The sequence below is a fragment of the Arthrobacter sp. 10N44_2 genome (assembly GCF_056394385.1).
In genome coordinates this window covers 74,291-99,015 of sequence record NZ_JBFTHT010000007.1, presented here as the reverse complement: position 1 = coordinate 99,015, position 24,725 = coordinate 74,291, and the positions used below count along the sequence as shown (strand labels likewise).

The 24,725-nt window shown below is 67.8% G+C and carries 23 protein-coding genes; 11 read left to right on the top strand and 12 right to left on the bottom strand.

Annotated elements, in window-relative coordinates:
• Genes hpaD through AC1DBX_RS09915 form a run of 4 tightly spaced genes read right to left on the bottom strand, consistent with a single transcriptional unit; the run spans position 1 to position 4,908 of the window.
• Entirely contained in the window at positions 1 to 1,089 is a 1,089-nt protein-coding gene (gene hpaD / locus AC1DBX_RS09930) for a 3,4-dihydroxyphenylacetate 2,3-dioxygenase (protein ID WP_028276400.1), read from the bottom strand.
• A 48-nt stretch (positions 1,090 to 1,137) separates the two neighbouring features.
• On the bottom strand, positions 1,138 to 2,652 hold the full coding sequence (gene hpaE, locus AC1DBX_RS09925) for a 5-carboxymethyl-2-hydroxymuconate semialdehyde dehydrogenase (RefSeq protein ID WP_476931661.1): 1,515 nt from the start codon (positions 2,650 to 2,652) through the stop codon (positions 1,138 to 1,140).
• Positions 2,653 to 2,708: 56 nt separating this feature from the next.
• Positions 2,709 to 3,410 carry a GntR family transcriptional regulator gene (locus AC1DBX_RS09920; RefSeq protein ID WP_026537409.1) on the bottom strand — a complete coding sequence of 234 codons (702 nt, stop codon included), beginning with the start codon at positions 3,408 to 3,410 and terminating at the stop codon, positions 2,709 to 2,711.
• Complete coding sequence (locus AC1DBX_RS09915) at positions 3,403 to 4,908, bottom strand: fumarylacetoacetate hydrolase family protein (RefSeq protein ID WP_476931660.1); 1,506 nt, start codon at positions 4,906 to 4,908, stop codon at positions 3,403 to 3,405. The genes AC1DBX_RS09920 and AC1DBX_RS09915 overlap by 8 nt, the downstream gene beginning before the upstream one ends.
• A gap of 249 nt (positions 4,909 to 5,157) precedes the next feature.
• On the opposite strand from AC1DBX_RS09915, the gene AC1DBX_RS09910 reads away from it, so the two are divergent.
• A complete protein-coding gene (locus AC1DBX_RS09910; RefSeq protein WP_476931659.1) occupies positions 5,158 to 7,071 on the top strand; it encodes an FAD-binding monooxygenase in 1,914 nt (637 codons plus the stop codon).
• A 45-nt stretch (positions 7,072 to 7,116) separates the two neighbouring features.
• Here the strand turns inward: AC1DBX_RS09910 and AC1DBX_RS09905 are convergent, their stop codons facing one another.
• From AC1DBX_RS09905 to AC1DBX_RS09895, 3 genes are all read right to left on the bottom strand, one after another.
• Entirely contained in the window at positions 7,117 to 7,974 is an 858-nt protein-coding gene (locus AC1DBX_RS09905) for a prephenate dehydratase (protein WP_223913646.1), read from the bottom strand.
• 88 nt (positions 7,975 to 8,062) lie between these two features.
• On the bottom strand, positions 8,063 to 8,836 hold the full coding sequence (locus tag AC1DBX_RS09900) for a dienelactone hydrolase family protein (RefSeq protein ID WP_476855555.1): 774 nt from the start codon (positions 8,834 to 8,836) through the stop codon (positions 8,063 to 8,065).
• 102 nt (positions 8,837 to 8,938) lie between these two features.
• Positions 8,939 to 9,115: a CsbD family protein gene (locus AC1DBX_RS09895; RefSeq protein WP_043435744.1), complete on the bottom strand. Its 177-nt coding sequence runs from the start codon at positions 9,113 to 9,115 to the stop codon at positions 8,939 to 8,941.
• A gap of 175 nt (positions 9,116 to 9,290) precedes the next feature.
• Here AC1DBX_RS09895 and AC1DBX_RS09890 point away from each other — a divergent pair, with 175 nt between their 5' ends.
• The 6 genes from AC1DBX_RS09890 to AC1DBX_RS09865 all read left to right on the top strand — a co-directional run bounded on the left by AC1DBX_RS09890 (position 9,291) and on the right by AC1DBX_RS09865 (position 14,126).
• Positions 9,291 to 9,764 (top strand): SRPBCC family protein, encoded by a 474-nt coding sequence (locus AC1DBX_RS09890; RefSeq protein WP_223913648.1) that lies wholly within the window; start codon positions 9,291 to 9,293, stop codon positions 9,762 to 9,764.
• Entirely contained in the window at positions 9,764 to 10,441 is a 678-nt protein-coding gene (locus AC1DBX_RS09885) for a pentapeptide repeat-containing protein (RefSeq protein WP_476859288.1), read from the top strand. The genes AC1DBX_RS09890 and AC1DBX_RS09885 overlap by 1 nt, the downstream gene beginning before the upstream one ends.
• Positions 10,442 to 10,550: 109 nt before the next feature.
• Positions 10,551 to 11,762, top strand: coding sequence for a thiolase family protein (locus AC1DBX_RS09880; protein WP_476859289.1), 1,212 nt, complete (start codon positions 10,551 to 10,553; stop codon positions 11,760 to 11,762).
• The gene (locus tag AC1DBX_RS09875) at positions 11,762 to 12,595 is read left to right on the top strand and encodes an enoyl-CoA hydratase/isomerase family protein (RefSeq protein WP_476931658.1); all 834 of its coding nucleotides are present in this window, start codon (positions 11,762 to 11,764) and stop codon (positions 12,593 to 12,595) included. The genes AC1DBX_RS09880 and AC1DBX_RS09875 overlap by 1 nt, the downstream gene beginning before the upstream one ends.
• 2 nt (positions 12,596 to 12,597) lie before the next feature.
• A complete protein-coding gene (locus AC1DBX_RS09870) occupies positions 12,598 to 13,470 on the top strand; it encodes a 3-hydroxyacyl-CoA dehydrogenase family protein (RefSeq protein ID WP_476931657.1) in 873 nt (290 codons plus the stop codon).
• Between the two features lie 32 nt (positions 13,471 to 13,502).
• On the top strand, positions 13,503 to 14,126 hold the full coding sequence (locus AC1DBX_RS09865) for a GNAT family N-acetyltransferase (protein ID WP_476931656.1): 624 nt from the start codon (positions 13,503 to 13,505) through the stop codon (positions 14,124 to 14,126).
• Here the strand turns inward: AC1DBX_RS09865 and AC1DBX_RS09860 are convergent.
• The gene (locus AC1DBX_RS09860) at positions 14,123 to 14,959 is read right to left on the bottom strand and encodes an SGNH/GDSL hydrolase family protein (RefSeq protein WP_476850195.1); all 837 of its coding nucleotides are present in this window, start codon (positions 14,957 to 14,959) and stop codon (positions 14,123 to 14,125) included. The genes AC1DBX_RS09865 and AC1DBX_RS09860 overlap by 4 nt on opposite strands.
• Positions 14,960 to 15,112: 153 nt before the next feature.
• Here AC1DBX_RS09860 and AC1DBX_RS09855 point away from each other — a divergent pair, with 153 nt between their 5' ends.
• The gene (locus AC1DBX_RS09855; protein WP_476931655.1) at positions 15,113 to 15,850 is read left to right on the top strand and encodes a tyrosine-protein phosphatase; all 738 of its coding nucleotides are present in this window, start codon (positions 15,113 to 15,115) and stop codon (positions 15,848 to 15,850) included.
• A 24-nt stretch (positions 15,851 to 15,874) separates the two neighbouring features.
• Positions 15,875 to 18,814, top strand: coding sequence for a S1 family peptidase (locus AC1DBX_RS09850; protein WP_476931654.1), 2,940 nt, complete (start codon positions 15,875 to 15,877; stop codon positions 18,812 to 18,814).
• A gap of 113 nt (positions 18,815 to 18,927) precedes the next feature.
• Here the strand turns inward: AC1DBX_RS09850 and AC1DBX_RS09845 are convergent, their stop codons facing one another.
• Positions 18,928 to 20,235, bottom strand: a complete 1,308-nt coding sequence (locus AC1DBX_RS09845) for a globin domain-containing protein (protein WP_476931653.1) — start codon at positions 20,233 to 20,235, stop codon at positions 18,928 to 18,930.
• A gap of 234 nt (positions 20,236 to 20,469) precedes the next feature.
• Positions 20,470 to 20,886, bottom strand: a complete 417-nt coding sequence (locus tag AC1DBX_RS09840; RefSeq protein ID WP_223913660.1) for a PaaI family thioesterase — start codon at positions 20,884 to 20,886, stop codon at positions 20,470 to 20,472.
• 165 nt (positions 20,887 to 21,051) lie between these two features.
• On the opposite strand from AC1DBX_RS09840, the gene paaZ reads away from it, so the two are divergent.
• Entirely contained in the window at positions 21,052 to 23,154 is a 2,103-nt protein-coding gene (paaZ, locus tag AC1DBX_RS09835; protein ID WP_476931652.1) for a phenylacetic acid degradation bifunctional protein PaaZ, read from the top strand.
• Between the two features lie 189 nt (positions 23,155 to 23,343).
• Positions 23,344 to 23,751: a VOC family protein gene (locus AC1DBX_RS09830; protein ID WP_476855566.1), complete on the top strand. Its 408-nt coding sequence runs from the start codon at positions 23,344 to 23,346 to the stop codon at positions 23,749 to 23,751.
• 164 nt (positions 23,752 to 23,915) lie between these two features.
• Here AC1DBX_RS09830 and AC1DBX_RS09825 read toward each other — a convergent pair whose 3' ends face one another.
• Positions 23,916 to 24,317: a (R)-mandelonitrile lyase gene (locus tag AC1DBX_RS09825; RefSeq protein WP_476870370.1), complete on the bottom strand. Its 402-nt coding sequence runs from the start codon at positions 24,315 to 24,317 to the stop codon at positions 23,916 to 23,918.
• A gap of 8 nt (positions 24,318 to 24,325) precedes the next feature.
• Entirely contained in the window at positions 24,326 to 24,658 is a 333-nt protein-coding gene (locus AC1DBX_RS09820) for a carboxymuconolactone decarboxylase family protein (protein ID WP_476850188.1), read from the bottom strand.
• Positions 24,659 to 24,725 lie beyond the last annotated feature (67 nt).

Here is a 24,725-nt window from a genome sequence, read left to right as displayed (position 1 = left end):
CTAAACCTGCGCCCCGAGCTTGAAGCCCGTCGCTTCTCCGGCGGAGCCGTCCTCTTCCTTGCGGGTGTAGGAGAAGCCGTCGGCGCCCACGGTCACGGCCATCTCGCTCTTTTCCTCACGGACGATCACGGGCTGCGGGTTGCCGTCGAGGTCCAGGACCAGGGAGGCCTCGGTGTACCAGGAGGGGACCACGGGGTTGCCCCACCAGTCACGGCGCTGGTTGTCGTGAACGTCCCAGGTGATGGTGGGGTTGTCCGGGTCGCCGGTGTAGTAGTCCTGGGTGTAGATCTCGATGCGGTGGCCGTCCGGGTCCAGGATGTAGAGGTAGAAGGCGTTGGAGACGCCGTGCCTGCCAGGGCCGCGTTCGATCCGGTCCGAGATGCGCAGGGCGCCCATCTTGTCGCAGATCTGGATGATGTTGTGCTTCTCGTGCGTGGCGAAGGCAATGTGGTGCAGCCGCGGGCCGTTGCCGCCGGTCAGGGCGGTGTCGTGCACGGTCTGCTTGCGGTGCATCCACGCGGCGTACGTGACGCCGTCGGAGTCCTTGATGTCCTCGGAGACGCGGAAGCCCAGGTCCTCGAGGTACGCCCGGCCGCGCGGGACGTCCGGGGTGACCTGGTTGAAGTGGTCCAGCCGGACCAGTTCGCCGGCGGAGTAGAGGTCGTAGCGCTGGGTGAGACGCTCGACGTGTTCGGTCTCGTAGAAGAATTCGTAGGGGAAGCCCAGCGGATCCTCGACGCGGACGGCGTCGCCGATGCCCTTGGTGAAGCCTTCCTTGCGGCGCTCGGTGCGGCAGCCCAGTTCCTTGTAATAGGCCTCGGCCGCGTCCACCTCGGCCGGCGACTTCACCCGGTAGGCGAAGGCGGCCGCAGCGGCCACGGGCCCCTTGCGCAGCACCAGGTTGTGGTGGATGAACTCCTCGAGGGAGCGCAGGTAGATGGTGTTCTCGTCTTCCTCGGTGACGTGCAGGCCCAGCAGGTCCACATAGAACTGGCGGGACTTGGCGAGGTCCGTGACCACGAGTTCCAGGTAGGCGCAGCGGACGATGTCCGGGGCCGGGACAGTGGGGGTGGGGACGAAGTTGGTCATGGTGCTCTCTCTTCTTTGAAAGGGGTCTGGGTGGCGCCGGCGGGAAACTTATGCGCCGAATTTGGGCGTATGGACGGTGCCCAGGGTGATGTGGACAGCCTGCTGGTCGGTGTAGAAGTCGATCGAGCGGTACCCGCCCTCGTGGCCCAGGCCCGAGGCCTTGACGCCGCCGAAGGGGGTGCGGAGGTCGCGGACGTTGTGGCTGTTGAGCCAGACCATGCCGGCCTCGACGTTTTGGGAGAAGTTGTGCGCGCGGGTCAGGTTCTGGGTCCAGATGTACGCCGCGAGCCCGTACCTGGTGTTGTTCGCCAGGGCGAGGGCTTCCTCGTCGGTATCGAACGGGGTGATGGCGACGACGGGGCCGAAGATCTCCTCCTGGAAGATCCGCGCGTCCGGGGCGACGTCGGCGAACACCGTGGGGGCGATGTAGTTGCCCTCGGGCAGGTGCTCCGGGCGGCCGCCGCCGGCCAGGAGCCGGCCCTCGGACTTGCCGATCTCCACGTAGGAGGCCACCTTGGCGTAGTGCTCCGGGTGGACCAGCGCGCCGACCTCGGTCTTGGGGTCGTGCGGGTCACCGACCACGATGTTCCTGGCCCGGGCGGCGTACTTGTCGCAGAATTCCTCGTACACGGCGCGCTCCACCAGGATCCGGGAGCCGGCGGTGCAGCGCTCGCCGTTGAGCGAGAAGACGCCGAACAGGGCGGAGTCGATCGCGGCGTCGAGGTCGGCGTCGGCGAACACGACGCACGGTGACTTGCCGCCGAGCTCCATGGAGAGGCCCTTGAGGTTGGCCGCGGCGTTGCGGAAGATCGTCTGGCCTGTGGTGGTCTCGCCGGTGAAGGAGATCAGCGGGACGTCCGGGTGCTTGACCAGGGCGTCGCCGGCTTCCTCGCCGAGGCCGTTGACGAGGTTGAAGACGCCGTCGGGGAGCCCGGCGTCCTTGAAGATCGTCGCCCAGAGCGAGGCCGAGAGCGGGGTGAATTCGGCCGGCTTGAGGACCACGGTGTTGCCGGTGGCCAGGGCCGGGGCGAGCTTCCAGGACTCGAGCATGAACGGGGTGTTCCACGGCGTGATGAGCCCGGCGACGCCGATCGGCTTGCGGTTGACGTAGTTGATCTGGGCGCCGGGGACCTTCATGGCGTCGTCGAACTGGGCCACGATCAGGTCCGCGAAGAAGCGGAAGTTCTCAGCCGCGCGCAGCGCCTGGCCCTTGGCCTGGGTGATGGGCAGGCCGGTGTCGAAGGTTTCGAGCTCGGCCAGGCGGGCCTCCTGGGCCTCGACGGCGTCGGCGATCCTGTTCAGGACCCGGGCCCGCTCGCGCGGCTTCATCTTCGGCCACGGGCCGTTGGTGAACGCCTCGCGGGCCGCGGCGACGGCGAGGTCGATGTCTTCCTTCTGGCCGGCGGCGGCGGTGGCGTAGTTGGTGTTGGACACCGGGTCCAGGACATCGAAGGTCGCCCCGCCCACCGAATCAACGAATTCGCCGTTGATGTAGTGCTGGATGTGGTTGGGAAGGCCCTGCGGAACGTAGTGGGCGGTGGTTTCTGCGGCAGTAAACGTCATTGTTTTTCCTTACTGATAGTGCAACGCGGGGTCACTTACGGCCCATGCCGGGCGCCTTAATGGGCGCTAAGTGACCCCGCGTTGGTTTGGGCGAGGTACGCGTCCAGGGTGGCGCTGCGGTGGCGGCGGGCGGCCTTTTCGATGTCATCCGGGCTGGCGCCGGACTCGATGAGCTGCAGCAGCGCCTCGTGCTCGTCGACGGATTCGTGGGCCCGGCCCGGGACGAAGCGGAACGTGGAGGAGCGCAGTGACGCCAGCCGGTTCCAGCCCCGGTGGACGAGGTCCAGGATGTGCGGGTTGGGGCAGTGCTCGAACAGGACGCTGTGGAAGTCCTGGTTCAGCCGGGTGAACCGGACGGGGTCGAAGTGCTGCAGGCATTCGCGCATCTCGGCGTTGACTGCCCGGGCGCGGGCCACGTCCGCCGCCCCGATCAGCGGGGCCGAGAGTGCCGTTGCGGCGCCCTCAACGATGCTGAGGGTCTGCATCGTGTAGAGGTATTCGGTGGGGTCGATTCCGGACACAGTGGCGCCGACATTCCGCTCGAACTTGACCAGGCCCTCGGCCTCGAGCCGGCGGATCGCTTCGCGGACCGGCACCACGCTGACGCCCAGGTCCTCGGCTATCTTGGCCAGCACCAGCCGGTAGCCGGGGGAGTAGGTCCCGTCCACGATCCGGGCCTTGACGGCCGCATAGGCCTGCTCGGATTTGCTGCCGGAAGTCGCGGCCGGCGTGGCTGCGGCCCTGGCTGTCTCAGTCATTGGTCTTGCCTGCTTCCCATTCCTGGTACCGGGTCCGCCAGGCGGCGTTGAGCGGGTAGAGGCCGTCCACGCTGTGGCCCTGCTGCACCATCTCGGCGATGAAGGTTTCCTCGCGTTCCTGCGCGATGGAGTCGTCCGCGAGCTCGTCGGCGAGGGCCGGCGGGATCACCAGGATCCCGTCGGCGTCCGCGACGATGATGTCCCCGGGCTGCACGGTGGTGCCGCCACAGGCGATGGTGATGTCCGTGTCCCAGGGGATGTGCCGGCGGCCCAGGACGGCCGGGTGCGGGTTGGCATAGTACGTAGGCATGTCCATGGCGGCCACGGCGGTGAAGTCGCGCACGCCGCCGTCGGTGATGATGGCGGCGGCGCCGCGGACCTGGGCGCGCAGGGCCAGGATGTCGCCGATCGTGCCGGTGCCCTTTTCGCCGCGGGCTTCCATCACCAGGATCTCGCCCTCGTTGACGGAATCGATGGCCTTCTTCTGGGCATTGAAGCCGCCGCCGTGGGTCGTGAACAGGTCCTCGCGGTTGGGCACGTAGCGCAGGGTCCGGGCCAGGCCCACGATCCGCCGCTCCGGGCGGGTGGAGGACAGGCCGTCGATGCTGACGTTGTTCAGGCCGCGCTTGCGCAGCTGGGAGGACAGGGTGGCCGTGCAGACGGACTCCAGTTTGGCCTTCAGCTCCGGGGACAGGCCCGGCGTCCCTGACAGCTGGGCGGCGGCGAGGCCGGCCGCTTCACGGGAACCGTAGGCTTCCTCCCGCTGGAGATCATCGGTCTTGGGCCGGGCGCCGAAGTCCGCGAACGGCGTCGTGCCTTCCTCCACCCGGGTGACCAGCCGGCCGGTGGTGAGCCCGCCGCCGGCGGCGCCTCCCGTCGTCGCGCTGACTTCCACCTCGACGACGTCGCCCGGCGTGGCCACCGACGCCCCGGCGGGGGTGCCGGTGAGGATGATGTCGCCCTCTTCGAGGGTGAGCAGCTGGGACAGGTCGGCCACGAGCCGGGCGAACGGGAAGAGCAGGTCCACGGTGGTGTCGTCCTGGACCAGTTCACCGTTGTGCCACGTGCGGATCCGCAGTTTGGCGGGATCGACGGCGTCTGCCGCGATCAGGCCCGGGCCCACGGGCGTGAAGCCGTCGCCGCCCTTGGAGCGGAGGTTGGAGCCCTTGTCCGCGTAGCGGAGGTCGTAGACGCCGAGGTCGTTGCTGGCGGTGACCCATTCGACATGGCTCCACGCATCCTCGAGGCCCACGCGGCGGGCGGTCTTGCCGATGATCAGTGCGATCTCGCCCTCGTAGCCGAGGAGTTCGCAGCCGGCCGGGCGCTCCACGGTTGAAGGCGCTGATGCAGAACCGAGAGCCAGCGACGACGACGGCTTCAGGAAGTAGGAGGGCTGCTCGGGGGTGCGGCCGCGCTGGGCTGCCCGGCTGGGGTAGTTGATATGCACCGCGATGACCTTGCGGGCCGCGGCCAGGATGTGGTCGGTGACCTGTTCCAAGTGTTACTCCTCATCGAGTACGAAATCGTATACGAAACACTATGGCCCGGAAGCCGGGGAGCGTCAACCCCTTGCGCGGGGATGTTTGCCGGGGCATTTGCCCGGGCCTTTGGGGACACTTGTAACCTGCGTCATATCTGACGTACAGTTTTGGATCAGGGACCGAAGTTCTATTATCGAACGTCACGTTCTATTATCGAACACCCTAGGCCGTTGACAGGCCGCCACACAACGAAGTGAGGAAAGCCCGTGCATTTTCACCACCACGGCTACGTATCCGGTGACCCGCGGGTCCAGCCGGCCGCCGGCGCCGGCATCGACCGGCCCACACACCTTCCCGACGAGGTAGATGTGCTGATCGTGGGCTCCGGCCCCGCCGGCATGCTCGCCGCAGCTCAGCTGTCCCAGTTCCCGGGTGTCACCACCCGGATCGTGGAACGCCGGCCGGGCCGGCTCGCGATCGGCCAGGCCGACGGCATCCAGGCCCGCAGCGTCGAGACCTTCCAGGCCTTCGGTTTCGCCGAGCGGATCATCGCCGAGGCGTACCGCATCACGGAGATGGCGTTCTGGAAGCCGGATCCCGCGGACCCCTCGAACATCGTCCGCAGTGCCCGCACCCTCGATGACCCGGGCGGGATCAGCGAGTTCCCGCATCTCATCGTCAACCAGGCCCGCGTGCTCGACTACTTCGCCGAGTTCATGGCCATGTCCCCGAGCCGCATGAGCCCGGACTACGGGCTGGAGTTCCGCGGCCTGGAGGTCACCGGCGAGGGCGAGTACCCGGTCGCCGTGACGCTGGCGCACACCGCCGGTCCTGACGAGGGCCGGGAGCGCGTCGTGCGGGCCAAGTACGTGGTGGGCGCGGACGGCGCCCGCAGCAAGGTGCGCGACTCGATCGGCTGCACCATGGCGGGCGACCAGGCCAACCACGCGTGGGGCGTCATGGACGTGCTCGCCTCCACGGATTTCCCCGACATCCGGCTCAAATGCGCCATCCAGTCCCACGACGGCGGCAGCATCCTGCTGATCCCGCGCGAGGGCGGGCATCTCTTCCGCATGTATGTCGATCTCGGCGAGGTCGCCGCGGACGACCGCGGTGCGGTCCGCAAGACCACCATCGAGCAGATCATCGCCAAGGCCAACGCGATCATCCACCCCTACACGCTCGACGTGCGCAACGTGGCCTGGCACAGCGTGTACGAGGTGGGCCACCGCCTCACCGACAGGTTCGACGACGTCCTCCCGGAGGAACTGGGCACCCGCACGCCGCGGGTGTTCATCACCGGCGACGCTTGCCACACGCACAGCGCCAAGGCCGGCCAGGGCATGAACGTCTCCATGCAGGACGGCTTCAATATCGGCTGGAAGCTCGGCCACGTGCTGGAGGGACGCAGCCCGGAGAGCCTGCTGTCCACGTACTCGGCCGAGCGGCAGGTGGTCGCGAAGAACCTGATCGACTTCGACAAGGTGTGGTCGACGCTCATGGCGAAGAAGCCCGAGGAGTTTGAAAACCCCTCCGAGCTCGAGGACTTCTACGTGCGCACCGCCGAGTTCCCTGCCGGCTTCATGACCGAGTACTCGCCGTCGATGGTCGTCGCCGAGGCCACGCACCAGCAGCTGGCCACCGGCTTTCCCGTCGGCAAGCGCTTCAAGTCCGCGCCGGTTGTGCGGGTCTGCGACACCAACCCGGTCCAGCTCGGCCACCAGGCCACGGCGGACGGCCGCTGGCGCATCTACGTCTTCGCGGACCAGGCGGCGCCAGCACAACAGGCGGAGGCCCCGTCGCCCGCCGCGGACCTCGCCGCGTGGCTGGCCAGCGCGCCGGACTCGCCGCTCGCCGCCACCCCCGCGGGGGCCGACCGTGACGCCTGGTTCGACGTGAAGGTGATCTACCAGCAGGATCACACGGGCATCGACATCGGCAACGTCCCCGCGGTGTTCAAACCGGAGGTGGGGCCGTTCAAGCTCCCCTACCTCGAAAAGGTCTACGGCACCGACCCGGCGGCGGACATCTTTGAGTTGCGCGGCATCGACCGCGGCGGCGTCATCGTGGTGGTGCGCCCGGACCAGTACGTGGCCAACGTCCTGCCACTGACGGCGACGGCGGAGCTTGCCGCGTTCTTCGCACCCCTGTTGCGGGCAGGGCGGCCCGCGGCGGTGTGACCGCGTGGAGTTGGCCTTCTTCGCAAGGTTTGTCCGGGCTGGCGGTCAGAGGCCGGCTGCCTGCCTGGACCTGTATTCCGCGGCGGGGTAGACGCCAAGGATGCGTACCTCTGTGGTGAAGAACTCCAGTTCCTCCAGCGCCAGTCTGAGCGGCAAATCCTCGGGGTGCCCCTCGACGTCGGCCATGAACATCGTGGCCGCAAATTCATTGCCCACCATGTAGCTTTCCAGCCGCGTCATGTTTACCCCGTTCGTGGCGAATCCTCCCAGCGCCTTGTAGAGGGCTGAGGGGACATTCCGGACACGGAATACAAAGCTGGTGACGGCCGGTCCGGACAGGATGTCCCGGGCCGGCAGCGGCTTTTCCCGGGCCAGAACCACGAACCGCGTGGTGTTGGAGGGGTCATCCTCGACGGCGGAGGCGAGCACCTCCAGGCCATAGAGTTGAGCCGCGAGTGGAGGAGCAAGCGAGAGTTTGGTGGGATCGTTCCAGTCGCGCACTTCCCGGGCGGACCCGGCAGTATCGCCGGCGATCACGGGGCGCAGGCTGGCGGAGCGGATCAGACGCCGGCACTGCCCCAACGCGTGGAGGTGGCTGTGGACCTCGGTGGCTGCCTCGATGGTGCTGCCCGGGATGCCCAGCAGGTCGAAGTGGATGGGCAGAAAATACTCGCCGACGATCTGCAGCCCGGACTGGGGCAGCAGCACATGGATATCGGCCACCCTGCCGGCAATGGAGTTTTCGATCGGAATCATGGCCAGGTCGGCGGTGCCGACGGCCACCAGTTCAAAGGCGTCTTCGAAACTCGCGCAGGGAACGCTCTCCAGTTCGGGGAACATCTGCATGCACGCAATATTGGAGTTGGCGCCCGGTTCACCCTGGTACGCAATCTTCTGGGCCATGCTCCGTATGGTTTCACGCCGGGCGCCCGTTCACCCAAGTAAGTCGCGGCAGGGCCGTTTGAGAACCAAAAACGGTCCCTGCTGCGACTCAGCTGGGGTTCAGATGCTTGGCGAAGTGGTCCTCGATCCGCTGCCAGGCTTCCGGGGCCGATTCCGGATCCGGGCCGATGCCCATGACCCGCATGAGCGGCCGCAGCACCTTCGGCCCGGTCTCCACATCATTGAGGAAGGCGTGCCCGGCGTGCGGGAACTCCTTCACGTCGTTCTCCACGCCCAGCCCGTCGAGCAGAGCCGCGAGTTTCGCCGCTTCGCCGGGCAGGGTGCGGTCCCGGCCGCCGAAGTTGGCCACGATCGGGCAGGCGCCGGCGAGGGCCTCCCCGGGGTCTTTCGGGCGCCGTCCGTAGTTGACGGCGGCGGCGTCGAAGCCGTCATTGGCCAGCAGCAGGGCGAAGCCGCCGCCCATGCAGAAGCCGATGACGCCGATCTTGCCGGTGGTCCGGCCGGTTTCGCGCAGCCAGTCCCGGGCGGCGGCCAGATCGGTGAAGGCCCGGCCCTCGCCCGCGGACAGCGCGCGCATGGTGGCGACGAGGCAGCGGCGCGCCCCGCCGTCGCTGTACAGGTCTATGGCCAATGTCAGGTAGCCGGCCGCCGCCATCCGGTCGGCGTGGCGGACGGTGATGTCGTCCAGGCCAAACGCCTCATGGACCATCAGGACCGCGGGAAACGGCCCCTCGCCCTGCGGCGTCGCCAGGTAGCCGCGCAGCGCCGGCGAACCGCCAGCGGCGGCGCCGGACCGGCCTAGGTCGGTATTGCTGAGATCCCGGGTGGCGGGCTTGCCGCGTCCTGCGTGTGTCCGTGCCATGCTGACCCCTCCGTCGGCTGTGGGGCCATTCTTGCACGGGCGCAAAAAAGCGGCGCCGGAGATCCCCCAAAGGAAAATCCGGCGCCGCCAACGTCCTAAAGACTAGTCCTTCTTGAAGGCGTCCTTGACGTTTTCGCCGACCTTCTTCGCGTCGGCTACAACCTGGTCCTTCTGGCCCTCGGCGCGCAGCTGGTCGTTGCCAGTGGCGTTTCCGGCAGTTTCCTTGGCCTTGCCGCCGAGGTGCTCTGCTTCGTTCTGAATCTTGTCTCCGACACCCATGGTGTTGGCCACCTTTCGTTCCGGTTGAAAATACTGTCCGATCAGCCTAACACAAAGCATGCTTACTAATTCAAGGGGTCTCGCGGGGTAATTCTCCGCAGCGTCGTCCGCGGCAGCGGCGGGGCGGTTCGCGAAAGGATGAAATCCCCCCGGCCCGCGGGCTAGGCTCGAGGTCATGGACCACAAGACCACTCTCACGCAGCACATCAATGCTCCGGCGGACGCGGTCTGGGCGGTGGTGTCGGACATTCCCGGATCTGCCGCGACCCTCTCCGGCGTCGATTCGATCCAGATGCTCACCGACGGACCCTATGCCGTGGGTACCCGCTGGAAGGAGACCCGCACCATGATGGGGCGCGCGGAAACGGTGGAGATGTGGGTTGCCCAGTCCGAGGCGCCGTCGAACGGCCGGGGCGGCAGCACCACCGTGAAGGCCCTCCAGGGCGGCGCCGACTACACCACCAGGTTCGCGCTCGCGGAGCGCGGCGGGGGAACCGACCTTACGCTGACCTTTGGCGCCGAAGTCATCAAACCGACCCGGTTCAGCAGGATCATGCTCACCGTGTTCGGTCCGCTCGGGATGCGCATCACCCGCAAGGCGCTTGCAAAAGACCTGGCGGACATCGCGGCCAAGGCCGAGTGCCAGTGATGGTCCGGCGCACTGCGGCTGAGAAAACCCCCAAGGTCACCGCCCCCCGGCTCGCGCCGGTCCGTCCCGGGGATCTGCAGGACGACCCTGCCCCGGAGTTCCGGCGGGGTGTTCGGTACGACGGCGTCCGCTACAGCCGCGCATCGGCAGACGGTCTGGACCTGGGCGGTACGGACTTTGCCGAGTGCGAATTCACCGGGGTGTCCTTCAATGAGACGCAGCTGCGGGGCGCGACTTTCCGTGACTGCATCCTGACCGAGACGTACGCCCCGGTGCTGATGGCGGCCCGGACCAGCCTGCGGGATGTCGAGATCGGCAACCCCCGCTGGGGATCGGCGGAGCTCTATGAAAGCGGCTGGCAGTCCGTTCGGATCGACGGCGGCAAACTCGACTACGTGAACCTGCGCGGATCCAAGCTCACGGACGTGCAGATCAGCGACTGCATCATTAACGAGCTGGATCTGGGCTCCTGCACCGCCACGCGCGTCGCTTTGAAGAACTGCACGATCGGCACCCTCGATTTCACCGGAGCCCGGCTCAAGGACTTCGACCTCCGGAGCACCGACTTCCGCACCATCAGCGGTCTGGGCAGTCTGTCCGGCCTCGTCGTCGACGATCACCAGCTCACCCTGCTCGCTCCATTGCTCGCGGCTCATCTGGGCGTCGTCGTCGCGTAATCCGGCGGCATCCGGTTGACCCCCTTGCCCCGCCGTGTAATCTTTATAGAACGAACGGTCGGTAAATTACTCTGCTGCCGGCCCCGCTTTCTTGGTGAAGGATGTTCTCATGGTCGAGGCTTTTCTTGTTGGCGGCGCCCGCACTCCCGTGGGCCGCTACGGCGGCGCCCTCTCCGCAGTCCGCCCCGATGACCTGGCCGCACTGGTAGTCCGCGAGGCTGTGGCCCGCGCCGGCGTCGATCCGGACACCATCGACGAGGTCATCCTCGGCAACGCCAACGGCGCCGGCGAAGAGAACCGCAACGTGGCCCGCATGGCCACCCTCCTTGCCGGGCTGCCCCTGCACATCTCCGGCATCACCGTGAACCGGCTCTGCGCCTCCGGGCTTAGCGCCATCATTATGGCCAGCCACATGATCAAGTCCGGCGCCGCGGACATCGTGATCGCGGGTGGCGTCGAATCCATGAGCCGCGCCCCCTGGGTCCAGGAAAAACCCCGGACCGCCTTCGCCAAACCGGGCGAAATCTTCGACACCTCCATCGGCTGGCGTTTCGTCAACCCCCAGTTCGCCAAGGGCGAGCTGTCCCGGGACGGCAAAATGACCTACTCCATGCCGGAGACGGCAGAAGAGGTGGGGCGGGTTGACGGCATCTCGCGGGAGGACGCCGACGCCTTCGCCGTCCGCTCCCACGAACGCGCCCTGGCCGCCATCGCCGCCGGCCGCTTCGCCGAGGAAATCGTCCCCGTGACCGTCAAGACCCGCAAGGGCGAGACCGTGGTGGACACCGATGAGGGGCCCCGCGCCGGCACCACCATGGACGTCCTCGCCGGGCTCCGGCCGGTAGTCAAGGGCGGCTCGATCGTCACCGCCGGCAACTCCTCCACCCTCAACGACGGCGCATCCGCCATCATCGTTGCCTCGGAGGCCGCGATCCAGAAGCTTGGCCTCACGGCCCGCGCCCGCATTATCGACGGCGCCTCAGCCGGCTGCGAGCCCGAGATCATGGGCATCGGCCCGGTCCCGGCCACCCAGAAGGTGCTCGCCCGTTCCGGGGTCAGCGTCGATGACCTCGGCGCCGTCGAGCTCAACGAGGCGTTCGCGACCCAGTCCCTGGCCAGCATGCGCCGGCTCGGCCTCGACCCGGAGATCGTGAACCGCGACGGCGGCGCGATCTCCCTGGGCCACCCGCTGGGGTCCTCCGGTTCCCGGATCGCCATCACACTGCTGGGCCGGATGGAACGCGAAAACGCCAAGATCGGCCTCGCCACCATGTGCATCGGCGTCGGACAGGGCACGGCCATGCTGCTGGAGCGCGTCTAGTGGCGGCCCCGGCCCTCGACCCGGCTGGCTTCGGCACGCTCCTGGTCGAAGAGCGCGAGGACCGCGTGGTGGTGGTGCTCAACCGCCCCGAGGTCCGCAACGCGATCGACCAGCAGATGGTCGATGAACTCCACACCGTCTGCACCCATCTCGAGCGGCACCCCAAAGTCCTCATCATCGCCGGCACTGACGGGGTGTTCGCCTCCGGCGCCGACATCGGCCAGTTGCGCGAACGCCGCCGCGACGATGCCCTGCAGGGCATCAATTCCACCATTTTCGTCCGGATTGCCAAGCTGCCGATGCCCGTCATCGCGGCACTGGACGGCTTCTGCCTGGGCGGCGGCGCCGAACTGGCGTACGCCGCCGACTTCCGGATCGGCACCCCGTCCGTCCGGATCGGCAATCCCGAAACCGGACTCGGCATCCTGGCCGCCGCCGGCGCCAGCTGGCGCCTCAAGGAACTCGTGGGGGAGCCCGTCGCCAAGGAAATGCTGCTCGCCGGTTCCGTGCTGCGCGCAGAACGTGCCCTCGCGGTCAATCTCATCACCGAAATCCATGAATCGTCCGATCTGATGGCCGCGGCCCACAGCGTCGCCGACCGGATTGCCACGCAGGATCCGCTCGCCGTCCGGATCACCAAATCCGTGTTCCATGCCCCGGCCGAGGCGCATCCCCTCATTGACCAGCTGGCACAGGGGATCCTCTTCGAATCCCAGGCCAAGTTCGACCGTATGCAGACATTCCTGGATAAGAAATCAGCGAAGAAATCAGATAAGAAATCAGTGACGAAGCCAGAGAACACGTCCGCTAAAGAACCAGGGAAGCAGAAATAGACATGGGCAACTCCGTACTCCCCGCCACCCTTCCCCACTCCGTGGGAGTCCTCGGTGGCGGCCGCATGGGCGCAGGCATCGCCCACGCCTTCCTGATCAACGGAGCCAACGTGGTGGTCGTCGAGCGCGACGAGGCGTCGGCCGAGGCCGCCCGGGAGCGGGTCGAGTCCGCCGCCGCCAAGAGCATTGAGCGCGGCGCCGTGGACGGCAACCTGGACGAGATCGTTTCCCGGCTCGCGGTCACCGTGAACTATGACGACTTCGCCGGCCGGCAGCTGGTGGTCGAGGCCGTTCCGGAGGACTGGGACCTGAAGATCACCGCGCTGCGCGGCATCGAGGAACGGCTCGCCGACGGCGCCTACCTCGCCTCCAACACGTCCTCGCTCTCCGTCAACGGTCTGGCCCGCGAACTGAAGCGGCCGCAGAACTTCCTGGGCCTGCACTTCTTCAACCCGGTGCCGGCGTCGACGCTCATCGAGGTGGTCCTCGGCGAGCAGACTTCCGACGCCCTGGCCCAGGCCGCCCGCGGATGGGCCGAGGCGCTCGGCAAGACCGCCGTCGTGGTCAACGACGCGCCCGGCTTCGCCTCCTCCAGGCTGGGCGTCGCGATCGCCCTCGAAGCGATGCGCATGGTGGAAGAGGGCGTGGCCACCGCGGAAGACATCGACAACGCCATGGTGCTGGGCTACAAGCACCCCACGGGACCGCTGCGGACCACCGACATCGTGGGCCTGGACGTGCGCCTCGGCATCGCGGAGTACCTGCAGTCCACGCTGGGTGACCGTTTCGCTCCGCCGCAGATCCTCCGCGACAAGGTGGCCCGCGGCGAACTGGGCCGCAAGACCGGCAAGGGCTTCTTCGACTGGACCAAGTGACCGGCATTCTTCTCTGCCCCTAGGATGGTGCGGTGACCTCCCTGGACCGCCCCGCGATCGCGCCCATCACCCTGACCGGCAAGTACGTCGTCCTTGAGCCGCTGAGCCAGGACCACCATGACGGCCTTGTCGAGGCGGCACGCGACGGCGAGCTGTGGCACCTCTGGTACACCAGCGTGCCCGCACCGCAGCACATGGCCGCCGAGATTGAGCGTCGCCTGGCCCTGCAGGACAGCGGCGCCATGCTGCCCTTCACCACGCGGCTGATCGACCCCGCTACCGGCGGACCGGGCCGGGTGATCGGCATGACCACCTACATGAACATCGACGCCGCCACGCCCCGGGTGGAGATCGGCTCCACCTGGAACGCGGCGTCCGCGCATGGCACCGGCAGCAATCCGGACTCCAAGTTGCTGCTGCTGCGGCACGCCTTCGAGACGCTGGGCTGCCCCGCCGTCGAGTTCCGGACGCACTGGCTCAACCACCAGTCCCGCGAGGCGATCACGCGGCTGGGGGCCAAACAGGACGGCGTGCTCCGCAGCCACACGCGCAGCGCCGACGGGGCGCTGCGGGACACCGTCGTGTATTCCATCCTGGAACATGAATGGCCGATGGTCCGGAACGCCCTCGAATCCCGGCTGGCCAAGCGGCGCTAGCGTGCCGAGTAGGCCTTGGCCCCGTTAAGCGATGCGAAGTACGCCTCGTAGCCCCGGGCGTTCGGGTGGAAGTTTTCTGGACTGGCCAGGGCCGTACGGCTGAAATTGATCCACGGAGCCGCAGAGTTCACGCCGTGACCGGCGAAAGCGGCCCGGACATCGACGTACTCCGCTCCGGTGGCCCGGGCGGCGGCGGCGATGGAGCCGTTCAGGCCGTCCGCCAGGACCGTGGCCTTGTAGATGAACCGGGACATCGGATCAGCCTGGCCGGGCGCGACCGGGTCATAGAGGTAGGGGTAGCCCGTCACTACAACCTTGGCGTTGGGGGCGGCAGCCTTCACGCGCTGGATCATCGCTGTCACGTCACCGGACAGTCGATGGCTGGAGATCTGGCCCTCAGCGTAGGCACTGGCGGCATCGCACAGCGGACCCGCAGCGGGATTCACCATCGCGGCGCCGCAGGAGGCAAGGATTTCCGCAAACCGGAGGTTGTTGCCGCCGGCAGTGATGGTGACGAGCCCGGTGGTCCTGGTCAGCCGCCTGAGCTGGGTGTTGACGACGTCCTGGGTCGTCTTGCCGCTGCAGGCCGCGTTGGCGACGAGTTTGATGGTCTTCGTGTGGGCAGCGAGTTCGGAATAGCTGTTCTCGCTGCGGTAGCAATCATCCAGGTACGGCCCCGCCCCCAGCCCGGCGGCATAGGAGTCTCCGAGCGCGACGTACCGGGTCCTGTCCGCCGCCTCCGCCGGTACCGCCGCCACACCGGCCGCCATGGCCAGGGCGGCGAGACCGGCCGCCAGAGCCGTCCGCCGGCGTCGAAGTTTCAGACGTCCCATGGTGTTCTCCTCAGTGGCACCCTGGGTTCAGCGCCCGTGCCGTGAAAAACGTGTTGCGAAGCGTAAACCCCGCACCATGCCAATGGTCCCATTGTGTATAACGTTTGTGAATCCTGCCGCGGATCGCGCCGGTGCGTGTGCTTAGCTTTCTGGATGATGATTCCTGCAGCGCCCCTGGGCCAAGCCAAGGGGCAGGCGGTGCCCGGAACCGTGGAGTGGGATGGGGCCGTCAACGCGTGGCACGTGGCCGGGGACGTGTTCCGCATGGGACGGCGGGAGTGGCTCACCGAGGCCGGCTGGCGGCAGGTGCACCGCCGGGGCATCCGGACCGTCATCGACCTCCGCAACGAAGCCGAAATCCGGCGCCGGGAGACCGATCCGCCGGTGCGGGCTGGGGCCCTGGCCGGTTTCGACATCGTGCTGGCACCCACCGAAGACCCGGACAACCGCGAATTCCGCGAGCTCTGCGTGCCTTACCTGAACGACCCCGCCTGTTATGCGGACAACGCCAGGCTGTTCCCGCACCTGCTGTCCCGGGTCTTCAAGGCGGTGGCCGCCGCGGAAGGCGGTGTGGTCATCCATTGCTCCGCGGGGCGGGACCGGAGCGGCATGATCGCAGCCATGCTCCAGGACCTCGCCGGTGACGGCGAAGAGGCCATTGTGAGCGGCTACCAGCGCTCCATGCGGGGCATCAACGAGCACCTCCGGCACGCCGCAGTCCCGCATCCCCACGAGCGTTTCCTGCCCGAGAATGTGCTGGCGCCCCTGCTGGAATCCCGGGGCCAGAGCCTGCTGCAATTTGTCCGGTCCCTCAACACTGCGGACTACCTCTTCCGCCACGGCGTGACGACCCCGGAACTCGCGGCCATCCTCGGAAAGCTCGGCCGATAGGGTGGGCGCAGTTAGGGTAGGCCAGTGAAGACTCCGAAGTTCCAGCCGATGGTGCGGGCCGCCGCGGCCCTCGCGATTGCGCTTGCCGGTACCGTGCCTGCCTTTGCGCTGACCGCGGTCCCGGCGATGGCCGAAGCCAACGCCCCCGCCCCGGTCCCCGACGACCCGGCGCCCGCTGCGTCGGCGATGGCGACGCCGGTTTCGACGGCGGTCCCGATGCCGGTGCCGGTCTCGACGGCGGTTCCAGCGCCGGCTGCGTCTGCGATCTCGACGGCGGTCCCGGTACCGTCGCCGGCTGACGCGCCTTTGGCTGGTTCTTCTCCGGTGCCGTCCGCGACGCCGATCAGCGATGCCGGCCTCGCCGAGGCCGTGCGGCGGGACCTTGGCATGACCCTCGCGGAATTCGACGCCGCCGGTGCACTTGCCCGGCGGGCCGCCGACGCCGCACCCTCCCTTCGGGCCCTCCCGGGTTATGTGGGGATCAGCCTCGCCGGCGGCAAGATCGCGGTTGAAGGCAGCGGCGCCGAGCTCCGGGCCCGCGTGGCCGAACTGAACCAGTCCGGCCCGGCTGACTTCCTGCTTGCCGCCCCCGCGGCCGCCGCCGCTGTCCCGTCAGCCGCGGAGCTGCTGGCCTCCAGCACCCAGCAACTGTTCGAGGCCTATGTCCGCGAGGTCGGGGCCGCCGGGCTGCAGGCCGTCACGTACACAGACGGCCACTTTGTCATCCGCACCGGCGGCACCAACACGGCGCAGTCCGTTCCGGCTGCCGACGCCCTTCCCGCCGCCGCTGTTCCCGCCGTTGTTCCCGCCTCCGTTGTTCCCGCCGCTGTTCCCGCTGCTGGCGCCGATGTGCAGCCGGCGAAAGCCCCGGGCACGGTGCCGAAGATGTCCGCGGCCGAATTCGTGGCCCGCTACGCCAACGTGACGCTGGAACAAGGATCCCGGATCACGACGGAAGAGGACCTCTTTGGCGGCCAGGGCTTCATCATTGACGGCCAAGCCCGGTGCTCGGCAGGGTTCGGCGCCTTCAGCCCCGCGGGCGAGCCGGTGGTTCTGACCGCCGGGCACTGCGCCGCTGACGGAGCCGCGAAGCAGGCCGAGATCGAAGATCCACCGGAGGCACGGGCAGCGTGGGGCTCAGCTTTCGGTGCGGCCGCCGGAACTTTGGGGACATTCGGGTTCAGCCAGTTCGGCGGGCCGGACAATTCCAAGGTTGCGCCGGACGGCACCAACGTTGGCACGGACGTCGCCGTCCTCCAGGGCATCCGGAGCGGCCTGGACCTCCAGGCCGCCGTCACCCGATGGGACAAGCCCGCCGAACCGGGGCCGACGTCCGTGAAGATCGTGGGAACAGTGGCTCCTTTCCAGGGCCAGCCCGTGTGCCGGTCCGGCCGGACAACCGGGTGGAGGTGCGGCACGGTGGACTCGGTCGGCATCCAAGTCCTACTCGGGCCGAATTCACTACCGCCGGATTGGAACAACGATCTACGGGCCGTCCGGGGCTTCGAGTCGACGTCGGTCACCTCAGACCGCGGGGACTCCGGCGGTCCATGGATCAGCGGGAACTTCGCTGTTGGGCTGCACACGGGGGCGGAAAGTAACGACCAGGGCGTCCAGACGCGGGCCATCGCGACCAGCCTCGAGGACGCCATGGGCCAGGTCCCGGGCGGTGTCCAGCTGCAACTGTTCCTGGCCAAGCCAGCGCTCGCTGCGGCCTCCTACGGAACCGTCACAGCCGGTAAGCCGATTGCCGGGCACATCGATGCCGGTCCGGCCTCCGTGGTGGCTCCGAATTCCAAGGTCCGCATCACCGTCCTGAACCAGAAACCTGGCCAGACCTCGGGCCAGAAGGACGGCCAGCCCTTGGAAGTGCCGGTCGATGCGTCGGGAAACTGGCAGTTCCCCGCACCGTCGTTGGCCGGGCCCTTCAAGTTCTCGGCTGAAACCGTGAACGGCTTCAGCGGCTCCGGCGCCGTCGCCCTGTCCGTCGACGTCTCCCGGCTCGCGGCTCCGGCCATCACCTCACCTGTGGACGGCCAGCCGGACGGCCCGGGACTCACCGCCATCGAAACCATCGAGGGCACCGGAGAAGCCGGAGGCACGGTGCGGCTCTCCGGCGACTTCACCGGGACCGGGCTCGTCGACGCAGACGGCCGCTGGAGCATCAACGTGGCCGATCAGCCGGTCTTCGGAAAAATTTCAGTCACGGCAGTGCTCACGGCCCCCGGAGAAATGGACAGTCCCGCGGCGACCCGCACCTATACCGTCATTCCGCCGGCTCCGGCGGTGTCGAACCTCAGGGACGGCCAACACCTGCGCCAGGACGCCCTGCCAGCCACCATCTCCGGCACAGCCCTTCGAGGTGCCGGCGTGGCCGTGGCTGTGGACGGGGTGGCCGTGGACTCCGTGCAGGCCGGTTCCGGTTCCGGAGCGGAGGAGGCCGCGCTCGAGCCCGGGACCGCGCAGACCTTCGCCGGCAGTGCCCGGTGGAGTGTCACGTTCCCCGCGGAACTGGACGCCGGAGCGCACACCTTGACCGTGACGCAAACCATTGACGGCGTCGCATCGCCGCCGGCAGCCGTGGCGTTCAGCGTCGAGGCCACGCCCGTTTCCGGGGGCACTCCGACCGGGCCGCCCGCCGGGACACCGGGATCCGTGCAGCCGGCAACGCCTGGCCACCCGGCGGTCCCGCAACAGCCCGCCAACCCTGCCGGGGCTCCCGCCGGACCGGTCAAACCGGCGCAAGCTCCCGCCCAGCCGTCGGACACCTCCGTCATTGTGGGCGGCGCGGCAGCGGGCAGCGCATCACCGGACAACACGGCACCAGGCAACACGCCGGGCACCTCAGGCCAGCTAGCGAGCACGGGCGCCGGCGGGCTCCTGCCCTTAGCGGGTCTCGGCGCCGGAGTCCTGCTGCTCGGCGCGGCCTTCGTGGCGTTCGGCCGGCGCCGGGCGGTGCGTTAGCCGGGGCCTCCAAGCCCGGGCTCGCCGGAAAGCCGCGGGGTCGCCGTACGGCTACGGCGACCCCGCAAGCTTTGGGCGAATCCGCGCATTCGGGAGGAACAGCGAGCCGCGGGTTACTGGAAGTCAGCCAGCCAGAGATCCGGGCCGAAAACCTCGTACTGAATGTCCTTCGCGGGGACGCCACCGGCAATCAAGGTGCTCCGAACCGACTTCAGGAACGGCAGGGGACCGCAGAGGTAGTACTCGGCGTCCTCCGGGAGTTCTACGTCGCTGACGTCCATGAAACCGGAGAACACGGAACTGCCCGCCCCGGCCCTCTCGCCGGTTTCGGCCACCCCGGACGCCCCGCCGGTACCGCCCGCCTCGCCGGTTTCGCGCGCCCCGGCTCCCTCGCCCGTCCCGCCGGTCTCCGCTGTCCCCGCGGGAGTCAGGAACGACGTCGTCAGGGTCCCGTCCGCGAGTTTCGCCAGATCCTCCCTGACCTGAGCGCGGAGCGGGAAGGATGCCTCGCTGTCATCGGCATGCAGCAGCACCACCTGGCGGCGTGAACCGGACTGTACCAAGTGGGAGAGCATTCCGGCCATGGGCGTGATGCCGATTCCCGCGCTGGCCATGACCAGGGGCCGGTCCGTGTACTCCAGCACAACGTCGCCGAACGGAGCTGAGAGCACCACCTCGTCGCCTACCTGGACGTCATTGTGGAGCAGACTGGACATCTCGCCGTCGGGAGTCGTAAGTCCGTGGACCCTCTTGACGGCGAACTGCCGGTGCTGCCCGTCGTCGGCCTTGGTCAGGCTGTACTGCCGGGGCTGCTGTACGCCGTCGGGCATGGTCATCTTGAGGGTCACGTACTGCCCGGGCAGGGACGGCTTGACGTCCCGCTCGTCGGTCCGCTCGACGACGAACGAGACGACGTCGGCGGTCTCCTGGATCCGCTGCACCACCCGCCACGTCCGCCAAATGGTCTCGGGGGAGAGGTGCACTGCGTTGTACAGCCCGCGCTCCTTGTTGATGAGCAGGTTCGCCATCAGCCAGTAGACCTCGTCCCAGGCGGCGGCGACCTCGGGAGTGACGGCATCGCCCAGAACATCCACGATCGCCCACATGAGGTAGTCGTGGACAATCTGGTACTGGTCCGGGCTTAGTCCCAGCGAGACGTGTTTGTGGGCCACCCGGGAGAGCAGATGGTCCGGCACCTGGTCCGGTTTCTCCACGAGCATGCCGGCGAAGGCCGCGATGGATCCGGCGAGCGCCTGCTGCTGGCGGCCGTCCGCCTGGTTTCCCCGGTTGAAGAGCCCGTCCAGAAGATCCGGCTGCGCCTCGAACATATGTTTGTAGAAGCGCTTGGCGATCTCCTCGATGTGCTCGCCGACTACGGGCAGCGTTGCCTGAATGACGGGAAGTGAGGTGTCTGAGAGCATGGTGGATCCCTTCCGGTGAGACCGGTGATACCCGGCGGTGCCGGGCGACTCAGCACTTCCAAGCTAACAGCCGCGGCACCGCGCCTTCCGGGCCGATCGGCCCTACATCGGGAGTGGGGTCCGGTGTAGACGGCCTCCCGCCCTGGGCCCGAGTTAGCCGGAAAGCTCCCGGGTCGCCGGAACGTTACAGCGACCCCGGAGGTCTCCGGCGACCCAGAGGGTTCGGGGCAGAAGTCAGGCCTTGCGGTCCAGCAGCAGGTTGGTGATCCGCAGCGTGCAGATTCGCTGGCCGGTCTCGTTCGTGATCAGCACCTCGTGGGTGGTCAGGGTGCCGCCCAGATGGATGGGGGTGGCCGTGATCGTGATCAGTCCCTCGCGGGCCGACTTGTGGTGCGTGGCCGAGACGTCGACGCCCACCGCCGTCTTGCCCAGGGTGCTGGCGTGGATGACGGCGGCCCAGGACCCCACGGCCTCGCCCACGGCCAGTGAGGCGCCGCCGTGCAGGAGCCCGAACGACTGCCGGTTGCCCTCCACCGGCATGGTCGCGACCACGCGGTCCACGGACTCCTCGACGATCTTCACGCCCATCTTCTCGTCGAGTTCCCCCAGGGTGATTTTCCACAACTCGGTGCTGCCGGTCTCGGGCGTCATAGCGTCTCCTTTGTTGCCGGCCGGCCGGGTCCCGGACGGTCGGTGCCGCCGCGGCTAGTGTGCGGCAGGCCTCATTCATGTACTGTAGATCATATTACCGAACGGACGGTCAGTAATGTTCCGGCCGTGTTGATCTTGCTCCCCCGTTGGAAGGACCCGTCAACGATGACCACCACAGCCGCACCCACAGTAGACACTGTCGAGATCGTTCCCAGTTTCATCCGGGGTTCCTGGTGGACTCCCGACGACGCCGCCGCCGCCGGCGCGGCGCCGGTACTGGACGCCAGCACCGGCGAGCTCCTGGCGAAGGTGAGCACCGAGGGGCTCGACCTCGCCGCCGTCGTGGATTATGGCCGCACCACCGGCCAGGCGGAACTTGGCACGCTGACCTTCCACCAGCGCGCGCTCAAGCTCAAGGAACTGGCGCAGTACCTCAATGGCCGCCGCGAGGAGTTCTACGCGCTCTCGGCGCAGACCGGCGCTACCAAGATCGACTCCATGATCGACATCGACGGCGGCATCGGCGTCCTGTTCACCTTCGGGTCCAAGGGCCGCCGGGAGCTGCCCAACTCCCAGGTGGTGGTGGATGGCCCCATGGAGGTGCTGTCCCGCGACGGCTCGTTCGCCGGTGAGCACATCTACACCCGCATCCCCGGCGTCGCCGTGCAGATTAACGCCTTCAACTTCCCTGTCTGGGGCATGCTGGAGAAGCTTGCCCCGGCCTTCCTCGCCGGCGTCCCCACCATCGTCAAACCCGCCACCCCCACCGGGTACGTGGCCGCCGCCGTGGTCAAGGCGATCGACGAATCCGGCATCCTGCCCACCGGCTCGCTGCAGCTGATTTCCGGCTCGGTCCGTACGCTGCTGGACCACCTGGACTACCGCGACCTCGTGGCCTTCACCGGCTCCGCGTCGACCGCCAACACGCTCAAGTCGCACCCCAATGTGGTCAAGGGCGGGGTCCGCTTCACGTCCGAGACCGACTCCCTGAATGCCGCGATCCTGGGCCCGGATGCGGTCAAGGGCACACCGGAATTCGACGCCTTCATCAAGTCCCTCGTCACCGAGATGACCGCCAAGGCCGGCCAGAAATGCACCTCGATCCGCCGCGCGATCGTGCCGCAGGAAGTCGTCGCCGACGTCACCGCCGCCGTGGGGGACCGCATCCGCGAACGCGTCGTGCTCGGTGATCCCCGCGCCGAGGGAGTCACCATGGGCGCCCTGGCCTCCCTTGAGCAGCTCGCAGACGTGCGCGCCGCCGTCCAGTCCATGCTCGACGCCGGCGGGGAGCTCGCCTACGGCACGCTCGACGCGCCCAAGGTCACCAGCGCGGACGGCAGCATCGGCGTCGTCGACGGCGGCGCCTTCATGTCCCCGGTCCTGCTGAGCTGGGCCAACCCGGAAGCCGAGGAGGTCCACTCGCTGGAGGCCTTCGGCCCGGTGTCCTCGGTGATCGGCTACACCGACCTGGCCGACGCCGTCCGCCTCGCCGCCCGCGGCGGCGGCTCGCTGGTCGCCACGGTCTGCACGAACGATCCCGCCGTGGCCCAGCAGCTGGTCACCGGCATCGCGGCCCACCACGGCCGCGTGCTCATGCTCAACCGCGAGGACGCCCGCAGCTCCACCGGCCACGGCTCCCCGGTCCCGCACCTGGTCCACGGCGGTCCCGGCCGCGCCGGCGGCGGCGAAGAGCTCGGCGGCATCCGCTCGGTGATGCACCACATGCAGCGCACCGCCATCCAGGGCTCGCCGAACATGCTCACCGCCGTCACAGGGCTCTGGCACACCGGAGCGGACCGCAACTTCACGCTCGAGACCGAGGGCCAGCACCCGTTCCGGAAATCCCTCGCCACCCTGCACATCGGCGACGCCATCCGCTCGGAGCTGCGCGAGGTCTCGCTGGAGGAAATCACCAAGTTCGCGAACTCCACCGGCGACACCTTCTACGCCCACACCAACCAGGAAGCCGCCGCGGCCAACCCCTTCTTCCCGGGCATCGTGGCGCACGGCTACCTCCTGCTCAGCTGGGCAGCCGGCCTGTTCGTGGAGCCCGCACCGGGACCGGTCCTGGCCAACTACGGCCTGGAGAACCTGCGGTTCATCACCCCCGTGGCCGCGGGCGATTCCATCCGCGTGACCCTGACGGCCAAGAAGATCACCCCGCGCGAGACCGACGAGTACGGCGAGGTGGGCTGGGACGCCGTCCTGACCAACCAGAACGACGAAATCGTCGCGACCTACGACGTCCTGACCCTCGTAGAGAAGTAGCCCGTCCCGCTCACTCCCGCCTTACCTCCCGTTGCGCTATCACTTGTGGCTGCCAAAAGGTCGAAATGACCGCCACAAGTGATAGGGCAACCGGGGAGGGACAGGGGCGGGCTTCGCCGTGCAGGGAGCAATTGGCGGGCTCTTTCCATCCCGCTCCGGCGTAAAATCTTGCTCGTAGGAGGTGGCGAAATGACCCTAGTACTCAATAAAGCCACAACAGTCCTGCCAGTTGATGATGCAGCGCGTGCCCGGCATTTCTACGCGGACACTTTGGGGCTCCCGCACCGTGGCGTGGCAGATGACGGAAGCGAATTGTTCGGCTCAGAAGGCGGCCCAATGCTGCAGCTGATGCCAGTCAAGGATGGAATGCATTCAGAGCACACCACCCTGAGCTTCGAAGTCAGCGAGATCGAGCGCACGGTCCAGGAAATGGAAGCCAAGGGCGTCATGTTCCAGGACTACGATCGCCCGGACCTCAAGACCGAGAACCATATTTGTACAACTGATTCAGAGAAGTGCGCCTGGTTCATGGACTCCGAGCACAATATTCTGTGCGTGCACGAGAACATCACCACGGCAGCTGATTACCAGCTCTAAACGGCGGGCAACGGCGGATTTTCGGGCGCTCCGGCTCAGCGGGGCGCCCTTTTCTGTTGCCCGCGGCCATCCAGGGCGCCTCGCCGCCTTCCGGTGGCGCCCAGGCCCAGGTTCGCGAGAGGGATTGTCCTCAGCTGCGTCCCTGCAATTGGTTCGCGGGCTGGTCAGCTTCCGTTGTACTCGTCGTCGGTGATGTGCTCGCCCCACGTGGTGGTCGTCGCTGCGTCCTCGCCGTTCTGGAGCATCGCGATATGTTCCATGAAGCAGCCAGGGGCGGCCGCGTGCCAGTGCTCCTCGCCGGGCGGCGTGTAGAGCGTCTGGCCGGGGTGGACTTCGACGATCTTGCCGTCCCGGGTTCCGAACCGGCCAACTCCCTGGGTGACGCGGAGGTACTGGCCGTGTTCGTGGGAGTGCCAGGCGGTGCGGGCTCCGGGCGCGAAACGGACGGTCGCGACCACCATCGTCTGATCCGGCTCGTGCGGGAGCGCGATCGGATCGAGCCAGACGTCGCCGGCGAACCGGGCCGGCGGGTTCTTCGCAGTGGGGACAGTGGGTTCGATGTTCATGGTGATCCTTACTTGCTCTCGGTGAAGAGCCGCTTGGCGACGCCCATGGCGGCCATGCCCTTGGGCCAGCCTGCGTAGAGCGTGACATGGGTGATGGCTTCGATGAGTTCTTCCCGGGTGACGCCGTTCTCAATGGCGCGACCAAGGTGGAAGCCGAGCTGTTCGGTGTTGCCGCCGGCGGTGAGAACGGCGACGGTGATAAGGCTGCGGTCACGGGCCGGAAGCTCCGGGCGGTTCCAGACGTCCGCGAACAGGACGTCGTCGGTGAGCTCGGCGAGCTTCGGGGCGAAGTCTCCGAACATGTTCCGGCCGCCGCCGATCTGTTGGGGTTGGTCAGTCATGATGTTCCTTCTTTCAGTGGAAGCTCGAACTGCTGCACAGAGCTTCATGCAGGGCTTCAGGCGCCTC